Below are 18,978 nucleotides of genomic sequence, written 5' to 3'. Positions count from 1 at the left end.
CGGCGGGTTGGGGACTCCCACCCCAACCCTCCCCCTTTCAGAGGGACCCCGCTTGCGGGGAGAGGGAGATTAAATCTTGTCCCCCTCCGCTCCGGGCACGGCGCAGCGCCAGCGGGTGACCTGCACGCTGGGGTGCTCGCCGGACCATTGGGCGATATAGGGCATGGCCTGCATCATGCAGTTGCGCGTGGAGCCGGTGACCGATTCGAGCATGAGCTTGCGTTCGTCGCAGGCGGCCGGCTGGGCGAGCGTGCAGACCGTGAGGATCAATTCCACGAAATTCATGGCGACACCCCTTGCATGAACGCCGCCGGAATCCGGCGGCGTTTGATATGAAGCAAGGGTAATGCCGGTCAGGCGGGCGTCAATATCTCGCCCTTGCCATAGACCGCCGTGTCGCCGCCGAAACGCCGCAGCCTGCCGGAGAGAAGCGCCGAGGCGGCGGCGCTGTCGCCCCGCAGGCCGCGGGCGAAAAAGCCGGAAAAAGCAAGAACATGCGCGCCGCAATCCATATAGGTCGGGCCGAAATCCTTAGCTCTCGCCAGCACCAGCGAGCCGCGCCGGTTGAGATAGCCGACGCGCCCGGCGGTCTCGCCAAGGACGATGACCGTGCCGGCGATGATGCGGGAGCCCAAATCTTCGCCAGCGTCTCCCTCGATGATCAGAATGCCGCGACGCAGCCGGTCGCCCGCCCGCGCGCCGGCCTTGCCGCGCACGACGACGCGGCCGCCCGACATGCCGGCGAGTTCGCCCGCGAGCGGCGCCGCGAGCAATTCGCCAACGTCGCCCTTGATCTCGATATGCGCGCCGACATTGCCCGACGCCGCATAGGCGCCCGCATTGCCCGAGACGGTGATCCTGCCGCCAGTGGCGAGGCGCCCGAGCTGAAGGCCGACATCGCCTTCGACATGGATCGAGAACTCCGGCAGCAGCTTCGCGCCGACGAGATCGAAGCGCGCGGAGCCGCCCTCATAGCGAAGGGTCTTGAGATCGCCCTCGCTCACCTTGAACAGGTCGCCGACCTTGGTCGAAGCGCGGGTCGTGCCGATCTCGATCTTCTCGATCTCGGCGACGGACTTGCCGGCAAGGCGGTCGGGTGTGAGGGCGGAAAGGTCGACGCGCTGCGGCGGCTCCTGGCGGAGCGTGAAGGTGAAGGGCGTCACGGGACCAGATCCTTCAAATGATAGTGGAACGGGCCGAGCTTGCCGCCGTAATTGCCAGCGCCGACGCGCTTGGCGCCCGTCTCGGGCCCCAGATCGATGATGGCCTTGAGGCCCGCGCGCATGGCGACGCGCACCGCCTCGTCGGTGAGGCCGTCAATGACGATCTCGAGCGTGCAGCCAATATCGTCCTCGAGCGCCGTCTTGGTCACGCCCTTCAGCGTCGGGCAATAGGCGTCGTTGGTCGAGGCGCTCATGCCCTTATATTGCGAGCCGACCTTGGAGCCCGAGCGGACGATGCCGCCGGGGAACGGCATGATCGCGTCCGGCACGGCGTTGATCGCCTCGACGCCGGCCTCCGTCGCCCGCATGGTCGACTCCCAGTCGGCGCCCATGACGAGCAGATTGCCGCCGCCGACGCATTTCTTGAGCACGCCGACCTGGCCCTCGACGAAGAACTCGCCGTCCATCACCGGGACGCGCCAGAAGCGGCGGCCGTCAATCGCCTTCGACATCTGCCATTTGTCGCCGAACTGGCGCATGGAGTCGCCGACCTTGATCTTCAGATCGCCGTCGAAAGCCGAATAGAGCGCCGTGCCGGGACAGGTGAGGACGCACTGGCCGACGCGGTTCACGAGCGCCTTCTCCGCGCCCTTGGTTGAGAAGGCGAAGAAGAGAAGACGCACGCCCGGACGGCCGTCGGGCGTCTCGTCCTCCGAAAGCTCGCGGTCGACGCCGGCCTCGCAATCGCAGCCGATGACCGAGGTGGCGTAGCCGGTCGCCGTCGCGGCGGCCTGATTGGCCCATTTGCGCGTCGGCGCCGTGACGATCAGCCCCGTCGCGGCCATGGGAAACGCCTCGGCGAAACTTTCGTCGATGCGCACGCCGTTGCGAACTATTCCTTGCATGCAACCTCCGCAAAGGCGTCCCTGTTCGGCAGGGCCGCGTCGGGCACGTCGAAAATGCCGCGCGGCAGGCCGTAAAGCTCCTCATAATAGACGTCGAGGCGCTTGTTGATGCTCGTGTCGTAGCGCGGGCTGATATGCAGCGTCTTGCCGCGCTTGTAATGCGACACCGCGCCATCCTTCACGACAAGCTCGCCATCCTTGAAGACGTAAGCCGCCTTGCGGAACATGCCCGCGACGTCGCGGCTCTTCTTGTAGACCGCGATGTCGGCGATGGCGCCCGGCGCGAGCGTGCCGCGATCCGTGAAGCCGAAGAGCTTCGCGGCGCCGGAGCGGCTCATCTGCGCGATTTCGTAATAATTATATTCGCGCTTGAGCGACGGCAGCGTCGTGTGCTCCAGAACCTCGGCCGGCAGGCGCGACATCATCTCCTGACGCAGTTCCGCGCTCATCAGCAGCGCGAAGAGTTCAGGGTAAGCGGTGAAGGGCCCGCCATTGGGATGGTCGGTCGTGAAGAAGACCTGCTCGGGATTTTTGATGAGCAGGAACAGCTCCAGGCCCGCCGCCCACTGGATCGCGTTGTAATAGTTCGAGACCTTATAGGCGTAAGGCACGATGCCGCCGCCATTGGCGTCGCCGTCGAAGATCGCGCCCTTCTTCGGAATCGCGCCCGGCATGCTGTTGAACTGCTTCAGCACGTCGGAAGAAATCGTCACCGTCTGCGAGAACATCACCTGGCCGACATCGACCGTGACGTTCGGATTGGCGTTGATCTTCTCCGCGAAGGCGGCCGCGGCGGAGGAGAAGGCGTGCGCGCCTTCCTTGCCGTAAGCGTAGAACTGGATATGGGCGAGATGCAGCGGCAGACCCTGCGAAGCGTCGATCGTATCGAGCGCGGTCTGGATATTGCCGGCGATGCCCAGATTGTTCATGTGCAGATGCAGCGGGTGATGGATGCCCACCGCCTGCGTCGCCTTCTGCAGCGTCTGGAAAATCTGGCGCGAGGTCGCGCCGTAGAAGGGCACCTCGTCGTCAAGCCCGAAGGCGCGCATATTCTCCTTGAAGGCCTCGCAGCCCCCCGGATTGATGCATTTCAGGCCGAGCGAACGCGTGCCGGCGACCGTCTGCGCGACATAGTCGTTGATGGCGCTCTCGGACTCGCCCGCGCGAATCTGGCGCAACAGGAAGTCGTCATTGCCGAGCACCGTCAGCGCGCCCTTGTCGATGATCGGCACGTCATTCAGCTCGTAATGCGTCTGCAGCGAGTGATGCGGCGCCATCGCAGGCTCGACGACCGTGGTGAAGCCCATCTGCGCGTAAAGGCGCCCGGTCTCGTAGGTCGACCATTTGGCCGTCGAGAGCGGCGTGCCGGCAAGGCGCGCGCGAATGGCGCGATGCAGCTCCGGGAGCAGCAGGCGCGCCGTATTCACATTGCCGCCGGCGATATGGGAGTGAATGTCGATGGCGCCGGCCATGACGATATGGCCGGAGGCGTCGATCTCCCGATCGGCCTTGCCGCCAGCCCGCGGCGCGACGATGCGGCCGTCCTCGAACCAGACGTCGCCGACGCCGTCCTTGCCCGTCGCCGGATCGACGACATGGCCGCCACGCAAAACTGTCAGCAAGGCGCGACCTCCGAAACATTCGCCAAGATGGCGTCAATGACTTCCGCGACCGTCGGCGCATCCGTTGGCGCGGTCGCCGCGCGCAGCGTCATGCCGCCGGTCTCCTGGGCCATGAGCACGGCGTCGTGCGTGACGCCGGGTTGGCCGACCTCGATGTAAAGACCGCTCTCAGGCGCCGCGCCCGCGGGGGCGAGCGTGATGAGCGGAACGCCGCGCTTCGACCAGGGCGGGGCTTCGCCGTCGAAGGCCGAAATCCACAAGGCCGCGTCGGCCTCGCCGCTATCGACGAGGCGCGCCGCCTCGAAGCGCCAGGGGTCATGCTCGGGATAGCCGCGGCCGAAACCGGTGCGCGGCGGAAAGCCCGTCATCCAGCCGGCGACCTGCGTGACGCCCGAGGCGCCGGCGCGGCCGCCGATATGGAGGCCGGTGAAGCGCGTCGTGACGTTGAGATCGGTGACGAGCGCCTGCATCATCTCGACCGCCAGCGCGTCGAGGCCGATGGATGACGCCCAGACGAAGCAGCCGAATTTGGCGCTCTTCAGCGTCTCCGCGACGCCGTCCGCGAGTTCGAGCTTGGCGGCGTCAATTTTCGTCGGATTGACGCGGCGGCCGCCGACGCGGGCGCGCCAGACGGCGAGAACGCCGGGAATTTCCTGCAACGTCGCCGGGACGACCGCGGCGCCGGGAACGGCGTTCGCCTCCTCCGCCGAGGGGCCGATCCAGATCACCTTACGCGGCTGGCCGGCATGGGTTCCGTGACGGGGGGCCTGGTCGAGCGCGAGACGCTCCAGCATGCCGGGCCACTGTTTGGTAAGACCGGCGCCGACCAGCACGACGACGTCGGCGCGCAGGCGCGCCTCGTTGGCCGTCGTCGTGAACATGCCGAAGGAGCGCTTCACGTCGAGATCGACCAGCAAATCGCGCGAGGCGAGATGGTCGAAGGCGCCGCGCAGGCGTTCGGCCAGAAGAATCGCCGCTCGGGCGCCCGGAACGTCGGCGCCCAGCCCCGCGACGAGGGGAAATCTGGCGCCGCTCAAAATGCTCGCCGCCTGCTTATAGGCGTCTTCGAGCGCGATCGCTTTGCCGTCGAGCGAAGCCTTGCTCATCCGCTTCCTGCCCCGTGCCGCTTTTTGGCGGTCGTTGAGATCGCCGCGCGGAAATATTCGCGCGGGCCAGAGTCGCCCTCGTTATGGTCTCATCCGAAGGAAAACTCTAGGGTTTTTGCTTTGACGCGCTTCCGGACTCTTCGCCGGAAGGCGCGCTATGCCTAGCAGCCGTCACGCCCCGTGTCGAGACGCTTGGGGCGTCGCATCCTCCGGGGCGTGCGCCTTTCGTAAAGGCGAGGCTTGGCCGGGACGGCGCCGGAAGCCGCCCTTCCTCTTTTTCCCGGGAATCCGCAAAGGGAGGCCAATTGCACGCCTCTGCCGATCATGATAATGCTCTCGCCGAGCTTGAACCTGCCCCAAGGCTCGGCCTAAGAGGCCGGGCGACAAGCGCAGGACACAGCCGCCGAAGTTCCAAACGGAGGAAATGACAATGGCCTGGACCACCCCTGTGATCGTCGAAGTTTGCGTCGGCATGGAAGTCACCGCCTACTCGTCGGCTGAAATCTAAGATTTCGCACGGGTCCCGCCGCCCATCGGCGGATTGCTCAGCAAAAAATCGAGCCGGTAGGATCAGCGTCGCAAGATGCGCGCGTTTCTTACTCGGCTCGATTTTTTTGCCTGGATCAAGATTAGGCCGATGTGGGGCGATGATGCGCCATTCGACATTCCTTGTTTCGCTGACGGTCGCGTTTCTCTCCGGCGCCGCCTTTGCCGAGCCGCTGGATTCCAAAAAGCTCCTCGACGAGGCACAGGCTTCCTTCAAGCCGCTGTCGCCCACGCCTCTCGCGAGGGATTCGCTACAGGCGGCGCGCGCGGAGCTGGGCCGCCGGCTCTTTTTCGAAAATCGCGTCTCGATGGACGGCAATGTGAGCTGCTCGCACTGCCACCTTCCCGAGAAGCAGGCGAGCGACGGCCTGCCGAAGGCGATCGGCGTCTTCGGCAAGGAGAATCCGCGCAACGCGCCCTCGATCTTCAACGCGGCGCTGAACTTCACGCAGCACTGGCGCGGCGATCGCGAATCGCTGGAGGAGCAGGCCGAGAAGTCGCTGCTCGGGCCGGCGAGCTTCGGCAATCCCGATCAGGCGGCGGCCATGGGCAAGCTAAAGGCGATTCCAGCCTATGCGCGCGCTTTCGCCAAGGCCTTCCCGGACGACGCGGACCCGATCAACTCCAGGAATTGGGGCATCGCCGTCGCCGCCTTCGAATGGACGCTGCTGACGCCTTCGAAATTCGACGCCTTTCTCGCCGGCGACGCCACGGCGCTCTCGCCGCAGGAGCAGGCCGGCCTGCGCAAATTCATCGATACGGGCTGCGCCTCCTGCCATAACGGCGCCGGCGTCGGCGGGAATTCCTTCCAGAAATTCGGCGTGACCGGCGATTATTGGAAGGAGACGGGGTCGAAGACGCCCGACAAGGGCCGCGCCGACGTGACCAAGGACAACGCCGACCTTTATGTCTTCAAGGTCCCGAGCCTGCGCAACGTGGCGAAGACCGCGCCCTATTTCCACGACGGCTCGGTCGAGGGGCTGGCCAAGGCCGTGAAGATCATGGGCAAGGTCCAGCTCGGCAAGACGATCTCGGACGAGGACGCGGCGGATATCGTCGCGTTTCTCGGAAGCCTGACGGGAGCCGCGCCGGCAAATTACGCCGCGCCGGAGCCTTACCCGGACGCGGGGGCGAAGTAGGCCTGCCCCCTCTCCCCGTTTCATGCGGAGAGGGCCGGGGCGAGGGGTGAGCCGCGGCACGAATGCTTTCCATTCATGCGACACAATTCGCGCGATTGCCGGCGCCGCCTTGCCCCTCACCCTAACCCTCTCCCCGCAGGCGGGGAGAGGGGGCTGACGTCAAACGTCACGCCAGCTTCTGCTCCAGCGCGATCTTCATCAGCTCCATCGGCGTGCGGGCGCCGAGCTTGCGTTTCATGATCGAGCAGCTATTCGCGATCGTCTTGTAGGAGACCTGCGTCGCCTCGGCGATCTCGGCCATGCCGAGGCCCGCGCCGAGCAGGCGCAGGATTTCCAGCTCGCGCGCGGTGAGCGCGGAGAGCGGGCTGACGGCGGCCCCGCTCTTCTCGAAGGCGAGCTGATTAGCGATCTTCGGCATGAGGAACACGCCGCCCTCCGCCACTTCGCGCACGGCCTTCAGCAGCAGATAGGGGTCGTCGTTCTTCGTCACATAGCCCTTGGCGCCGGCCTCGATCGCGCGCGCGGCGAAGATGGGATCGTCATTCATGCTGAAGACGACGATGCGCGCCGCCGGATCGCGTTCGAGAATGCGCCGTGTCAGCTCGAGCCCGGAGAGGCCGGGCATGGCGATATCGACGACGGTCACGTCAGGCTTTTGCGCGAGAAAGGCCGCAAGCCCGGTCTCGGCGTCGCGCGCGTCCGCGACCTCGATATCGCCCTCGCCGGCGAGCATGGCCGAGCAACCCGCGACGATGATCGGATGATCGTCGACAATAAGAACCCGCATCTGTCCTCCGCATAATCGACATCATTGCGACGAGCGAAGCGACGAAACAATCCATAGCCGCGCTGACGCCCTGGATTGCTTCGCTTCGCGCGCAATGACGGACAAGATTGACCACAACCGGCGCCGTCGTCAAAGTCGCCGCTTCTCCGTAAGGAAATTCCGGCCATGCTCCAAAGACTGTCCTTGCGCGCACGCCTGTCGCTGCTGCTTGGCGGCGCGCTGGCGGCGGGTCTGGTCTTTGGCGTCGCCCTTCTGATCCTGCACGCCGGCGCGCGCGTCAACGCCGAGGTGGAAGCCGCGACGCGGCTCGCCCGCGACCTCGTCCAGGCCACCCTGCCCCGCCTTGCGGCGTCGCACGACCCGCAGTCCGAGCTCGCCGGGCTGCTCGAGGACGCGCAGCGATTGCGCCATGTGCGCGTGACCGTCGAGGGCAAGGCCGCGCCGGCGGAAGCGAATGACAAGCGCGCGCCGGATTGGTTCAGCGCGCTCGTTTTTCGCGCTCCCGCGCCAACGCGGTTCGACACGCCGGTCGGCGCGATCGACATCACGGCCAATGCGGCGGACGAGATCGCGGAGATCTGGGCGGAGATCGTCTGGCTCGCCATCGGCGCGTCGGCCGTCGCCGTTGTCGCCTTCGCTCTCGTCTCCTATGCGGTCTCGCGCACGCTAAGCCCGATCGGCGCGCTGTCGGACGGCCTGCGCCGCCTCGAACAGGGCGATCACGCGGTGCGCGTCCCCGTCGACGGACCGCCGGAATTCGTCGCCATCGGCGAGCGCATCAACGCATTGGCCGAGACGCTGGAGCGGCTCGACGACGAGAACCGCCGGCTGATGCGGCGCATGATCCATGTGCAGGACGAGGAGCGGCGCGATATTGCGCGCGATCTGCACGACGAAATCGGCCCGTTTCTCTTCACCATTCGCGCGGGCGTCGGCGCCCTGGCGCGCAAGGCGAAGAGTTCTGCGGCGGAGCCGGCGCGCCTCGCCGGGGAATGCGAGAGGATCGACGCGCAGATCGCCGCCCTTCAGCAGGTGAACCGCCGCATTCTCGGCCGCCTGCGCCCTGCCGCGCTCGAGGAGATGGGGCTCGCCGACGCGATCGAAGCGCTGGCGCGCGGCTGGCGAGAGACGCGCGCCGGCGTTGAGATCGACCTCTCGCTCGAGGGCGCGCGCGGCGAGATGGACGAGACCACGGCGCTCACCGCCTATCGCGTCGTGCAGGAAGGATTGACCAACGCCTTCCGCCATTCCGGCGCGCGCCGCATAGAGGTCGCCGTGGCGCGTGACGGCGGCGTACTGCGCGTCGAGGTGAGCGACGACGGCGCGGGCCTGCCCGCATCGCATAATGGCGGCCTCGGCCTGCGCGGCATGGCGGAAAGAGTCGGGGCGTTGGGCGGAACGCTGACAATGTCGAACAAGCCGGAAGGGGGCGCGCGCCTCTCGGCGACGCTGCGGCTCGGGACGACTTCCCAAGTATAGTTCCGGATCGGGAGAATTTCCCGGGACAGACAGGACGACATCCTCAGAAAAACGTTATTTTTCAGAACTGTAGCGAGGGCGCCACAGGCGGGGAATATTGTCACAAAGCCGTCGTCGGACCAGGACGGGAAGGTTTGTTTGGCGATATACACCCTCGCGACCAAAGATGACTGAAGACATCGGGCCAGGGATATGACCTTCAACCAGCAAGTTTCACTCATTGCGCTTGGAGCGGCGCTCGCGTCCGGCTCGGCTTCCGCGCAGCAATCCTTGCCGACGATCGAGATCGGCGCGACGCCGCTTCGCTCCTCCTCGCGCTCGGCCGCGCGGCCGGCGCCCGCGCCCGTTCAGGCGGCCCCCGCCGCCGCGGCGCGCGGCGCGCAGTCCCGGCCGGCGCCCCGTGTCGCGCAATCGGCGCCGGCCCCGACGCCCTATGTCTCACCGCTCGTCACCTATCAGGTTCCCGCCTCGGTCCATGTCGTCAGCGGCAAGGAAATCGCCAATTCGCGCAAGTTCAACGTCGGCGACGCGCTGCAGCGCGCGGCGCCGGGGGTGACGATCAACGACATTGGCGGCAATCCTTCCTTCCCCGAGGTCGATTATCGCGGCTTCGTCGCCTCGCCCTACGCCGGCGTGCCGGCAGGCATCGCCGTGTTCCAGAACGGCGTCCGCATCAACGAGATGTGGGGCGACACGGTCAATTGGGACCTGATCCCGAGCGTCGCCATCGACAGCGTGGCGATCGAGACCGGCAATCCGCTCTATGGCCTGAACGCCATTGGCGGCGCCATCGTTCTCGACATGAAGAACGGCTTCACCTGGCAAGGCGCCGAGCTCGATCTGCGCGGCGGCTCGTTCAATCGCCGTCAGGGCGCGTTCCAATATGGCCGCCAGATCGGCGACTTCGCCATGTACGCCGCCGGCGAGGCGGCGGGCGATTCAGGCTATCGCTATTTCTCCGGCTCGCACATCAAGCGCTTCTACGGCGATCTCGGCTGGCGCGGCGAGAACGCCGAGGTTCACGCCAATGTGACGCTCGGCTCGAACCGCTTCGGCGCTTCCGGCCCAGCCCCCGTCGATATGGTCGCGGCGAACAAGGCTTCGACCTACACGACGCCGCAGACCTACAAAAATCAAGTCATGATGTTCGACCTGAACGGTCAGGTTCAGCTCAACCCGACGACCAAGGCGCTCGGCGACATTCACTACCGCGCCTATAATCAGGCGCGCGTCGACGGCAACACGACCGAACTCGAATGCGAGGGCGGCGAAGCTTTCTGCGCGACGGAAGACGGCCAGCCGACCAGCGTTCCGAACTTCTTCAATACCGGAAACGAGATGATCGCCGGTCCCGCGCTCGGCGCGATCGACCGCACCTGGACCCGGATCAGCACGCTCGGCTTCACGGGCCAAGTCAACAACACAGATCGCATTCTCGGCTTCCCGAACAAATTCACCGTCGGCGTGAATTTCGAGCACGGCTATACGGGCTTCCAGGCCAATCAGGAGCTCGGAATCATCAATTCCGACTTCACCGTCACCGGCTTCAACTACTTCACGCACGAGCCGGCGGCGGGCATCGCGCCCGTCAACGTCAACGTCTCCAATTACTATCTCGGCGCTTATGCGCTCGACTCGCTCGATCTGACGGACAGGCTCACGGTCACGGGCGGCCTGCGCTACAACCGCGCCAGCGTGCAGATGTACGACAATACGGGCATCGCGCTGAACGCGACGCATGTCTTCGACCACATCAATCCAATGGGCGGCCTGACCTACAGGATCACGCCGCAAATCGCCGCCTTCGCCAGCTATTCGGTGGCGAACCGCGCCCCGACGCCGCTGGAGCTCGGCTGCTCGGACCCGAACCGCCCCTGCGTGATCGACTCCTTCATGGTCTCCGATCCGCCGCTGAAGCAGGTGACGTCGAACACCATCGACATGGGCGTGCGCGGCGGCTTCCGGCCGGCCGAGACCCTGCCCGGGATTTTCGGCGCCTTCCCCGGAACGCTGCAATGGTCGGCGGGAATCTTCCGCACCAATGTCTTTGACGACATTCTCGCGATCCCGAGCAACATCACCGGCCGCGGCTACTTCACCAACGCCGGCAACACGGTGCGGCAGGGCGTCGAGCTCTCCATGCGCTACAGCGACGAGCGCCTGTCGGCCTATGTGAACTACACGCTGACGGACGCCTATTTCAATTCGCAGAACTTCCTCGGCGCGCCCGACAATCCGGCGGCCGCGGCGATCGGCGCGCCCTCGATCCTCGTCAATCCCGGCGCCACATTGCCCTCGATCGCGCCCCATCGCTTCAAAGCCGGCGCCGATTACGCCGTCACGCCCAGATGGAAGGTGGGCGGCGACCTCGTCTACGCCAGCGGGCCTTATGTGGTCGGCGACTGGGCGAACCAGTTCGGCACGCTCTCGCCCTACGCCATCCTGAACCTGCGCACCTCCTATGACGTGACGCCCTATCTGCAACTCTATGCGCTGATCGAGAACGCGACCAATACGCGGGCGCGCAGCTTCGGGACCTTCTTCGAAACGACCGCGATTAACTTCGCGAATTTCTCCAATCCGAAAATGGTTTCCGTCGGACCGCCGACGGCCTTCTATGGCGGCATGAAGTGGAGCTTCGGCGCGGAGCCCAGCGGCTGGATGGCCTCGGCGCGCGACCAGCTCGCGCATGAGCGCGGCGACGAAATCCCTGCCCCGAGAAGATGGGCCGGTCTCTATGCTGGTCTGAATGCGGGCTATGGCTGGGGCGCCACGACGGGCGTCGGCGTATATCCCAACGGCTATGGCGACCAGTTCGCAAATCTCTGGAACGAGAAGATCATTGCCGAGGAGCCGGCCGACGACGGCGCCGCATGGTGGGGCCTGTTCCAGCCCGGCGCGGCCGCCATCGCCAATGCCGGCGTCGCCAATGTGAGCCGCAGCGGCTTTGTCGGCGGCGGCCAGATCGGCTGGAACTATCAGGATGAATCGAATGTCGTGCTGGGCGCCGAAGCCGATTTCCAGGGAACGATCTTCCGCGGCAAGGGCTCCTATAATAGCGGGCTTTATGAGCGCGCCGGCTATATCGACAAGCCGGAGGGCGGCGGTCTCGAAAGCCTCGTGATCACCCGCCAGGCCGTCGGCGGCGGCTCCGTATCCGCCGGAACGGACTGGATGGGAACGCTCCGAGGCAAGCTCGGCTACGCGATCACCGACACGCTTCTGGCCTATGGCACGGGCGGTCTCGCTTATGGCAATGTCCACGCATCGGCCGTTCACTTCAATGCGTCCAGCATCCAGCGTGAGAACGATGTGGGCGTGCTGGCGTGGAACTACGCCAACCCAGCCGCCTTTGGCGGGGCCAGCTATTCCGGCGTCCGCGCCGGCTGGGCGGCGGGCGGCGGCGTCGAATGGATGTTCGCCGATAATTGGAGCGCCAAGGCCGAGGGGCTTTACTACAATCTCGGTTCCGTGGACCTCGTCTCTTCTCCGCTCGCAACCGCCTGCTCGAGCCAGGCGCCGAACACGACGGCCGGCGCTTGCGCAAGAGGCCAGGCAGGCGCGAATCGCATCGCGGGCGGCGGTCTCCTTTGGGCGAGCAGCCCGGTGTCCAAGGTTCAGTTCGACGGCGTGATTCTGCGCGCGGGCGTCAACTATCACTTCAACTGGGGATCCAACCTCTTCTGATTGGCCACGTCTTTCCACCGTCATCGCCGAGCGAAGCGACGCAATCCAGAGCGTCATCGCGGCTCTGGATTGCTTCGGCGGCTGCGCCGCCTCGCAATGACGGGGAGAGCGAACCACTAGATCCCGCTGCGTTTAGGGCGGACTCGCCTAAACGCAGATTAAGCCGCCCCATTTTTGTCGCAGGCCGACGCGCTGGCATTTCAGGATATTCGCCCCTATATCCCGGGGATTCTTCCCGACGTTGGAGGCTGAGATGAATAAGTTGTTTTTCGCGACGGCAATCTCCGCGGCTGCGCTAATGGCGGCGCCCGTTTCGCCCGCCCTCGCGAAGAAGGCCTCGCCGGTCGCGACGCTCGACACCGACAATGACGCGACCGTGGACCTCAATGAGATCAACAAGGCGGCCGAGGCACTTTTCGCCAAGCTCGAGAAGGACAATGACGGCACGCTCGACGCCAAGGAGCTTCAGGGCCGTCTCTCCAAAAAGGAATTCAAGGCGGCGGATCCGGACAATGACGGCACGCTGGATAAGAATGAATTTCTTGCGGCCGTCGCGGCTCTCTTCAAGGAAGCCGACCCGGACAATGACGGCACGCTCGACGCCAAGGAATTCGCCTCCAAGAAAGGCAAGGCCGTTCTGCGCCTGACGCGCTGACGAGCGCGGGCGCGCGGTTCTTCGACTTGATCCCGCGCGCCAAAGCGGCCATTTAGAAGGCCATGAAACGCCTCGCCGCCGCTTGTTTTCTCCTTCTCGCCGCGAGCCCCGCCGCGGCCGACGCGCTGAACGTGAAGGTCGGCGTGCTGCATGAGCCGCATTCGCGCGAAACCCTCTCCATCCTCGACATTCCCGCCGCCGACGACACGCTCGCCGGCGCGCTGCTCGGCGCCGCCGACAACAACACGACCGGCAAATTCACCAATCAGACATTCGAGGCTGTGGACGAGAAGCTCGAGGAGGGCGCCGACGTCGCCGCTTCCGTCGATGCGCTGATCGACAAGGGCGCGCTGCTCATCATCGCCGATCTATCGCCTGATCGCCTGCTCGCGGCCAGCGAGCGCGCCAAGGCGAAGGGCGCTTTGCTCTTCAACGTTTCCGCGCCGGACGAACGTCTCCGCGAGGAGGATTGCCGCGCCAACGTCATCCATGTGGCGCCGTCGCGCGCCATGCTCGCCGACGGTCTCGCGCAATATCTCGTCTGGAAGCAGTGGCGCAAATGGCTCCTGATCAAGGGCTCGCATGAGAAGGACGAATTGCTCGCGCAGGCCTATCGCCGCGCGGCGAAGAAATTCGGCGCAAAGATCGTCGAGGAGCGCGCCTATGAGGATACGGGCGGCGGACGGCGCAGCGACTCAGGGTCGGTGCAGACTCAACGCCAGATGCCCGTGCTGACGCAGAGCGCGCCCGCTTACGACGCGCTGCTCGCCGTCGACGAGAGCGAAGTGTTCGCGGGCTATCTCCCCTATCGCACATGGGACCCGCGTCCGGTCGCGGGCTCGGCGGGCCTTTATCCCACGAGCTGGGATCCGGCGCATGAGCAATGGGGCGCGCATCAACTGCAGAACCGTTTCATGGCGACCTTTCGCCGCCTGATGAACGCCCGCGACAACAACGCCTGGCTCGCCATGCGCATGGTCGGCGAAGCGGCGACGCGCGCCAATTCCAACGCGCCGGAGAAGCTCAAGGAATTCATGCTCGGCAAGGAATTCTCCATCGCCGCCTTCAAGGGCGTGCGGCTGACGCTGCGCCCATGGAACCAGCAATTGCGCCAGCCTATCCTTCTCTCCGACGGCCGGATAACCGTCTCCGTCTCGCCGCAGGAGGGCTTCCTGCATCAGGCGACGGAGCTCGACACGCTGGGGCTGGATCAGCCCGAAACCAAGTGCAGGTTGAAATGAAGAAAGCCGCCTGGGCTCTGCTCCTGTCTTCCGCGCTCGTCGTTCCGGCGCACGCCTACACCGCTTATGTCAGCAACGAAAAAGGCAACTCGATCACCGTCATCGACACCGACAAGCTGGCGGCGATCGCGACCGTCAAGGTCGGCCGGCGCCCGCGCGGCATCGCGCTGAACAAGGAGGGCTCCGAGCTCTATATCTGCGCCGGCGACGACGACGCGATTCAGGTCCTCGACACGAAGACGCTGAAGCTCACCGGCAAGCTGCCCTCGGGGCCCGACCCCGAATTGCTCGCGCTGTCGCCCGGCGGCGACACGATCTACGTCTCCAACGAGAACGACAATCTCGTCACGCTCATTGACGTGAAGCGCAAGGAGCAGATCGGCGACATTCCGGTCGGCGTCGAGCCCGAAGGCATGGCGGTGAGCCCGGACGGCAAGCTTCTCGTCAATACGTCGGAAACGACGAATATGGCGCATCTCATCGACACGCAAACCAAAGCGATCGTCGCCAATATCCTCGTGGATGGGCGGCCACGCTTCGCGGAGTTCAAGAAGGACGGCTCCGAGCTTTGGGTGTCATCGGAAGTCGGCGGCACGGTCGCGGTGATCGATCCGATCAAGAAGGAATTGAAGCAGAAGATCACCTTCGAGATTCCGGGCATGTCGAAAGAGGCGATCCAGCCCATCGGCGTTTCCATCACCGGGGATGGCAAGCGCGCTTTCGTCGCGCTCGGCCCCGCGAACCGCGTGGCGGTGATCGACGCGGAGACGAAGAAGATCGAGAAATATCTTCTCGTCGGCCAGCGCGTCTGGCATCTCGCCTTCACGCCCGACGAGAAATATCTGCTGACGGCGAATGGCGTGTCGAACGACGTGTCGGTGATCGACGTGGCGAGCCTCAAGGTCGTGAAGTCGATCCCCGCCGGCTCCTTCCCCTGGGGCGTCGTGGTGGCGCCGAAATGAGGATGGCCGCGAATCGCGTTCCCTCTCCCCGTGAAAACGGGGAGAGGGTCAGGGTGAGGGGCGAGGCCGCATTAACGGGCCTTTGTCATGCGCAGCGCCCACTATTCCGCTCGCCCCTCACCCCGGCCCTCTCCCCGCAGGCGGGGAGAGGGGGCGCAGCGCGCGGCCAAACGCAGGCGTCGTCATTGCGAGGAGCGTCAGCGACGAAGCAATCCAGAGCCATATTGACGCTCCCGGATTGCTTCCCTGCGCTCGCAATGACGGGGAGAGCGGCGACATGAGCGTCGCGGCCCTCGCCATCCGCCATCTCTCCCATTCTTACGGGTCGCGTAAGGCCCTGGACGACGTATCCTTCGCCGTCCCGCCGGGGAGCTTCACCGTGCTGCTTGGCCTGAACGGCGCCGGCAAGAGCACGCTGTTTTCGCTCGTGACGCGGCTTTACGCGGCGCGTGACGGCGAGATCGACATTTTCGGCGCCAATGTCATGCGCGAGCCGGGCGCGGCGCTGCGGCGGCTCGGCGTCGTGTTCCAGGCGCGCACGCTCGATCTCGAACTCTCGCTGATCCAGAACCTCGTCTATCACGCGGCGCTGCACGGAATCGGGCCGCTGGAGGCGCGGCGCAGTGGCATGGAGGCGCTGAAGCGCGCCGGACTCGCCGAGCGCGCCAATGACAAGGCGCGCGCCCTCTCCGGCGGACAGATGCGCCGCGTCGAAATCGCTCGCGCGCTGCTGCACGGGCCGAAGCTGCTGCTGCTCGACGAGCCCACCGTCGGCCTCGACATCAAGGCGCGCGCCGATCTTCTCGCCCATGTGCGCGGCCTCGTGCGCGACGAGGGGCTCGGCGTGTTGTGGACGACGCATCTCATCGACGAGATCGAGACTAACGATCAGGTCGTGATCCTGCATCACGGCAAGGTGCTGGCGACGGGTCGCGCGGCGGATATTGTCGCGGAGAATAAGGCGGCGAATATCGGAGCGGCCTTCGCGCAGATCACAGGCGCAGATTCCCTCTCCCCGCAAGCGGAGAGAGGGCTAGGGTGAGGGGCAAGCGGCAATGACGATCATGCAGGCAAAGAGCGCGCTCATATGACGATGAGCCGGACCGGCGGCCCTGCCCCTCACTCCAACCCTCTCCCCGCGAGCGGGGAGAGGGGGTTCACGCCGCGCCAATATCTCATCTGCCTTTGGGGCGTGGTCGGGCGCGAGGGCTTGCGATTTCTGCATCAGCGCGAGCGTTTCATTTCCGCTCTGGTGCGGCCGCTCGTCTGGCTCTTCATCTTCGCGGCGGGCTTCCGGCAGGTGCTCGGCGTTTCGATCATTCCGCCCTATGAGACCTACGTGCTTTACGAAGTCTACATCGCGCCGGGCCTCATGGCGATGATCCAGCTCTTCAACGGCATGCAATCGTCGCTCTCCATGGTCTATGACCGCGAGATGGGCAATATGCGCACGCTCCTCGTCTCGCCCTTCCCGCGCTGGTTCCTGCTCGGCGCCAAGCTTCTCGCGGGCGTCGCCGTGTCGATCCTGCAAGTCTACGCCTTCCTGCTCATCGCCTATTTTTGGGAGATCGAGCCGCCGACGAAATGGGGCTATCTCACCGTGCTGCCGGCGCTCGCGCTCGGCGGGCTGATGCTCGGCGCGCTCGGCATGCTGCTCTCCTCGCTCATCAAGCAGCTCGAGAACTTCGCGGGCGTGATGAACTTCGTCATCTTCCCGATGTTCTTCGCCTCCTCCGCGCTCTATCCGCTGTGGCGCGTGAAGGAGTCGAGCCCGTGGCTCTATTACGTCTGCTCGGTCAATCCCTTCACCCACGCCGTGGAGCTGATCCGCTTCGCCTTCTATCAGCAGGTCGACTGGGTCTCGCTGCTCGCGGTCGCGGGCTATACGAGCGTCTTTCTTGTCGCGGCGATCGTCGCCTATGATCCGGCGCGCGGGATGCTGATGCGGAAAGGCGGGTAGATGCAATCCTGGAATGCGGGGGATTACCAGCGTCACGCCGCCTTCGTTCCGCAGCTCGGCGCGCCGCTGCTCGACCTGCTGGCGCCTGTCGCGGGCGAAAGGATTCTCGATCTCGGCTGCGGCGACGGCGCGCTCACGGCGCAGATCGCGCAAAGCGGCGCGCTTGTCGTCGGCGTCGATTCCTCGCCCGAAATGATCGCCGCCGCCCGCGCGCGGGGCCTCGACGCACATGTCGCGGACGGCGCGGCGCTGAATTTCGCGGAAGAGTTCGATGCGGTCTTTTCCAATGCGGCGCTGCATTGGATACGCGACTCGGACGCCGTCATCGCCGGCGTTCGCCGCGCCCTCAAGTCGGGCGGCCGCTTCGTGGGCGAATTTGGCGGGCACGGCAATGTCGCGGCGATCTGCGTCGCGCTGCTCGCGGTTCTGGAAAAGCGCGGCGTTCCGATCGCGGACGCGCTGCCCTGGCGTTTTCCCACGGTCGAGGATTACCGTCGCCGCCTCGAAGCGCATGGCTTCACGGTGGAAGACATCGCGCTCGTCCCGCGTCCGACGCCCTTGCCGACCGACATCGGCGGATGGCTCGACGTTTTCGCTAGCGGATTATTCGCGATGCTGCCCGAGGCCGAGCGGGCGGCGGCGCGCGACGACGCCATCCGGCTACTGCGCCCCGTTCTGTGCGACTCTATCGGAAACTGGACGGCGGATTACGTCCGCCTGCGTTTCGTCGCGCGGCTATAACGCCTGGGCGATCACCTCTTCTTCGCCTTCATCGCCGCCTCTTCCGCCGCGGCGGCTTCGGCATAGCCATCGGGAAGCTTCACGCCGCCCGCAAGCTGGGCGCCGAGCACAATGGCGCGAGCTTCGGTGAGACGGAGCGCGCAATAGCCGAAATCGGGCTCCTTGGCGTAGTTGCGGCACACTTCCTCGCGCCAGGAGGAAAAACCCGCCTGCTCCTTCACGACGAAGCTGCGAACCAGCTTGTCCTTCTTGTTGCGATCATAGAGCTCGCGGAAATCGGCGCGCACGGTTTTTTCCACCTTGGCGCGGGCGCCGAGCATCTCCTCGGCCTTCTTCGGGTCGAACTCGGCCTCGGCCATGCCCCAAAGACCGCTCGGATCGGCGCGGCAGTCCGCGACCTTGATCTCGCAAGCCTTGCCTTCATTGGTGACGAGGACGGCGCCGTCCAGCACGTCGAGCGCGAAGGGACAGGCCGGAAAGGCGATCTGATAGCGCCGCAAGCCCGAGCTGCTATTTTGCGGGGTCAGCTTCAGGGGCATGCCGGCCACGTCGACTCGGCACTCCTCGCCGGAGCGCGACAGGCGGTCGCCCGAAAGGGTAAGCTTCGAAACCTGGAGCTCCGTCCCGGCGCGCGAGAATTCGATCGCGCTGCCGGCGCCGTCGAGCTTCAGGGCCTTGCCGACGATGGTGTCGTCGGAGGGCGCCTTGGGCATGACGACCGGCCCGCGCGCCGCGCCCATCTCGCCGCTGCTGACCTTCTTCTTCGGCCTCGGCGCCGATGGCGTGGTCACTGTGCCCTCCGGCGTCGGCGCCACGGCCCCTGGGAGCGCAAGCTGGGACATTGCCGGAATCGAGGCCAAGATCAGCGCGGCCGACGCCGCTCCGGCGGCCGCCCGAGCGAAAATTCTCCAGGACCGCGCAATCGGCATCCGCAAAATCAGCCCCTCCCCCAACCCGCCGGATAGGAGCCGGCGAGCGAAACGCG

General features: G+C 65.6%; 17 protein-coding genes. 10 read left to right on the top strand and 7 right to left on the bottom strand.

Going from position 1 to position 18,978, the window contains the following annotated elements:
• Positions 1 to 69 precede the first annotated feature (69 nt).
• The 5 genes from ACV7JP_RS13695 to ACV7JP_RS13675 form a co-directional block, all read right to left on the bottom strand.
• Complete coding sequence (locus ACV7JP_RS13695) at positions 70 to 285, bottom strand: hypothetical protein (RefSeq protein WP_457796222.1); 216 nt, start codon at positions 283 to 285, stop codon at positions 70 to 72.
• Between the two features lie 68 nt (positions 286 to 353).
• Positions 354 to 1,163, bottom strand: coding sequence for a formylmethanofuran dehydrogenase subunit C (locus ACV7JP_RS13690; RefSeq protein WP_457796221.1), 810 nt, complete (start codon positions 1,161 to 1,163; stop codon positions 354 to 356).
• Positions 1,160 to 2,068, bottom strand: a complete 909-nt coding sequence (gene fhcD, locus ACV7JP_RS13685) for a formylmethanofuran--tetrahydromethanopterin N-formyltransferase (protein ID WP_457796220.1) — start codon at positions 2,066 to 2,068, stop codon at positions 1,160 to 1,162. Before fhcD ends, ACV7JP_RS13690 begins: the two co-directional genes overlap by 4 nt.
• Entirely contained in the window at positions 2,056 to 3,690 is a 1,635-nt protein-coding gene (locus ACV7JP_RS13680; protein WP_457796219.1) for a formylmethanofuran dehydrogenase subunit A, read from the bottom strand. Before ACV7JP_RS13680 ends, fhcD begins: the two co-directional genes overlap by 13 nt.
• The gene (locus ACV7JP_RS13675) at positions 3,684 to 4,796 is read right to left on the bottom strand and encodes a formylmethanofuran dehydrogenase (RefSeq protein ID WP_457796218.1); all 1,113 of its coding nucleotides are present in this window, start codon (positions 4,794 to 4,796) and stop codon (positions 3,684 to 3,686) included. Before ACV7JP_RS13675 ends, ACV7JP_RS13680 begins: the two co-directional genes overlap by 7 nt.
• A gap of 424 nt (positions 4,797 to 5,220) precedes the next feature.
• On the opposite strand from ACV7JP_RS13675, the gene pqqA reads away from it, so the two are divergent.
• Both pqqA and ACV7JP_RS13665 read left to right on the top strand, forming a co-directional pair.
• Entirely contained in the window at positions 5,221 to 5,304 is an 84-nt protein-coding gene (pqqA, locus tag ACV7JP_RS13670) for a pyrroloquinoline quinone precursor peptide PqqA (RefSeq protein WP_081495627.1), read from the top strand.
• Positions 5,305 to 5,443: 139 nt separating this feature from the next.
• Positions 5,444 to 6,481: a cytochrome-c peroxidase gene (locus ACV7JP_RS13665; RefSeq protein ID WP_457796217.1), complete on the top strand. Its 1,038-nt coding sequence runs from the start codon at positions 5,444 to 5,446 to the stop codon at positions 6,479 to 6,481.
• A 166-nt stretch (positions 6,482 to 6,647) separates the two neighbouring features.
• Here ACV7JP_RS13665 and ACV7JP_RS13660 read toward each other — a convergent pair whose 3' ends face one another.
• A complete protein-coding gene (locus tag ACV7JP_RS13660) occupies positions 6,648 to 7,268 on the bottom strand; it encodes a response regulator transcription factor (protein WP_457796216.1) in 621 nt (206 codons plus the stop codon).
• Between the two features lie 165 nt (positions 7,269 to 7,433).
• On the opposite strand from ACV7JP_RS13660, the gene ACV7JP_RS13655 reads away from it, so the two are divergent.
• From ACV7JP_RS13655 to ACV7JP_RS13620, 8 genes are all read left to right on the top strand, one after another.
• Positions 7,434 to 8,747, top strand: coding sequence for an ATP-binding protein (locus ACV7JP_RS13655; protein ID WP_457796215.1), 1,314 nt, complete (start codon positions 7,434 to 7,436; stop codon positions 8,745 to 8,747).
• A gap of 192 nt (positions 8,748 to 8,939) precedes the next feature.
• Complete coding sequence (locus ACV7JP_RS13650) at positions 8,940 to 12,434, top strand: TonB-dependent receptor domain-containing protein (RefSeq protein WP_457796214.1); 3,495 nt, start codon at positions 8,940 to 8,942, stop codon at positions 12,432 to 12,434.
• A 253-nt stretch (positions 12,435 to 12,687) separates the two neighbouring features.
• On the top strand, positions 12,688 to 13,089 hold the full coding sequence (locus ACV7JP_RS13645; protein ID WP_457796213.1) for an EF-hand domain-containing protein: 402 nt from the start codon (positions 12,688 to 12,690) through the stop codon (positions 13,087 to 13,089).
• Positions 13,090 to 13,151: 62 nt separating this feature from the next.
• Positions 13,152 to 14,330, top strand: coding sequence for an ABC transporter substrate-binding protein (locus ACV7JP_RS13640; protein WP_457796212.1), 1,179 nt, complete (start codon positions 13,152 to 13,154; stop codon positions 14,328 to 14,330).
• Positions 14,327 to 15,292, top strand: coding sequence for a YVTN family beta-propeller repeat protein (locus ACV7JP_RS13635; protein WP_457796211.1), 966 nt, complete (start codon positions 14,327 to 14,329; stop codon positions 15,290 to 15,292). Before ACV7JP_RS13640 ends, ACV7JP_RS13635 begins: the two co-directional genes overlap by 4 nt.
• A 277-nt stretch (positions 15,293 to 15,569) precedes the next feature.
• The gene (locus tag ACV7JP_RS13630) at positions 15,570 to 16,334 is read left to right on the top strand and encodes an ABC transporter ATP-binding protein (RefSeq protein WP_457796210.1); all 765 of its coding nucleotides are present in this window, start codon (positions 15,570 to 15,572) and stop codon (positions 16,332 to 16,334) included.
• Positions 16,335 to 16,385: 51 nt separating this feature from the next.
• Positions 16,386 to 17,252, top strand: a complete 867-nt coding sequence (locus ACV7JP_RS13625; protein WP_457799091.1) for an ABC transporter permease — start codon at positions 16,386 to 16,388, stop codon at positions 17,250 to 17,252.
• Positions 17,253 to 17,993, top strand: a complete 741-nt coding sequence (locus ACV7JP_RS13620; RefSeq protein WP_457796209.1) for a class I SAM-dependent methyltransferase — start codon at positions 17,253 to 17,255, stop codon at positions 17,991 to 17,993.
• An 11-nt stretch (positions 17,994 to 18,004) separates the two neighbouring features.
• On the opposite strand, the gene ACV7JP_RS13615 is transcribed toward ACV7JP_RS13620, so the two are convergent.
• Positions 18,005 to 18,784 (bottom strand): hypothetical protein, encoded by a 780-nt coding sequence (locus ACV7JP_RS13615; protein WP_457796208.1) that lies wholly within the window; start codon positions 18,782 to 18,784, stop codon positions 18,005 to 18,007.
• Between the last annotated feature and the right edge of the window lie 194 nt (positions 18,785 to 18,978).

This window comes from Methylocystis sp. S23, from assembly GCF_054106005.1.
The sequence above is the reverse complement of the archived record's forward strand: the minus strand, read 5'-3'. Positions and strand labels throughout refer to the sequence as shown.

Bases quoted from the DNA above. Each gene is read 5' to 3' on its own strand.
- ACV7JP_RS13695 (WP_457796222.1), bottom strand. From the start codon at position 285: ATGAATTTCGTGGAATTGATCCTCACGGTCTGCACGCTCGCCCAGCCG.
- fhcD (WP_457796220.1), bottom strand. From the start codon at position 2,068: ATGCAAGGAATAGTTCGCAACGGCGTGCGCATCGACGAAAGTTTCGCC.
- ACV7JP_RS13675 (WP_457796218.1), bottom strand. From the start codon at position 4,796: ATGAGCAAGGCTTCGCTCGACGGCAAAGCGATCGCGCTCGAAGACGCC.
- pqqA (WP_081495627.1), top strand. From the start codon at position 5,221: ATGACAATGGCCTGGACCACCCCTGTGATCGTCGAAGTTTGCGTCGGC.
- ACV7JP_RS13665 (WP_457796217.1), top strand. From the start codon at position 5,444: ATGATGCGCCATTCGACATTCCTTGTTTCGCTGACGGTCGCGTTTCTC.
- ACV7JP_RS13660 (WP_457796216.1), bottom strand. From the start codon at position 7,268: ATGCGGGTTCTTATTGTCGACGATCATCCGATCATCGTCGCGGGTTGC.
- ACV7JP_RS13655 (WP_457796215.1), top strand. From the start codon at position 7,434: ATGCTCCAAAGACTGTCCTTGCGCGCACGCCTGTCGCTGCTGCTTGGC.
- ACV7JP_RS13650 (WP_457796214.1), top strand. From the start codon at position 8,940: ATGACCTTCAACCAGCAAGTTTCACTCATTGCGCTTGGAGCGGCGCTC.
- ACV7JP_RS13645 (WP_457796213.1), top strand. From the start codon at position 12,688: ATGAATAAGTTGTTTTTCGCGACGGCAATCTCCGCGGCTGCGCTAATG.
- ACV7JP_RS13640 (WP_457796212.1), top strand. From the start codon at position 13,152: ATGAAACGCCTCGCCGCCGCTTGTTTTCTCCTTCTCGCCGCGAGCCCC.
- ACV7JP_RS13635 (WP_457796211.1), top strand. From the start codon at position 14,327: ATGAAGAAAGCCGCCTGGGCTCTGCTCCTGTCTTCCGCGCTCGTCGTT.
- ACV7JP_RS13630 (WP_457796210.1), top strand. From the start codon at position 15,570: ATGAGCGTCGCGGCCCTCGCCATCCGCCATCTCTCCCATTCTTACGGG.
- ACV7JP_RS13625 (WP_457799091.1), top strand. From the start codon at position 16,386: ATGAGCCGGACCGGCGGCCCTGCCCCTCACTCCAACCCTCTCCCCGCG.
- ACV7JP_RS13620 (WP_457796209.1), top strand. From the start codon at position 17,253: ATGCAATCCTGGAATGCGGGGGATTACCAGCGTCACGCCGCCTTCGTT.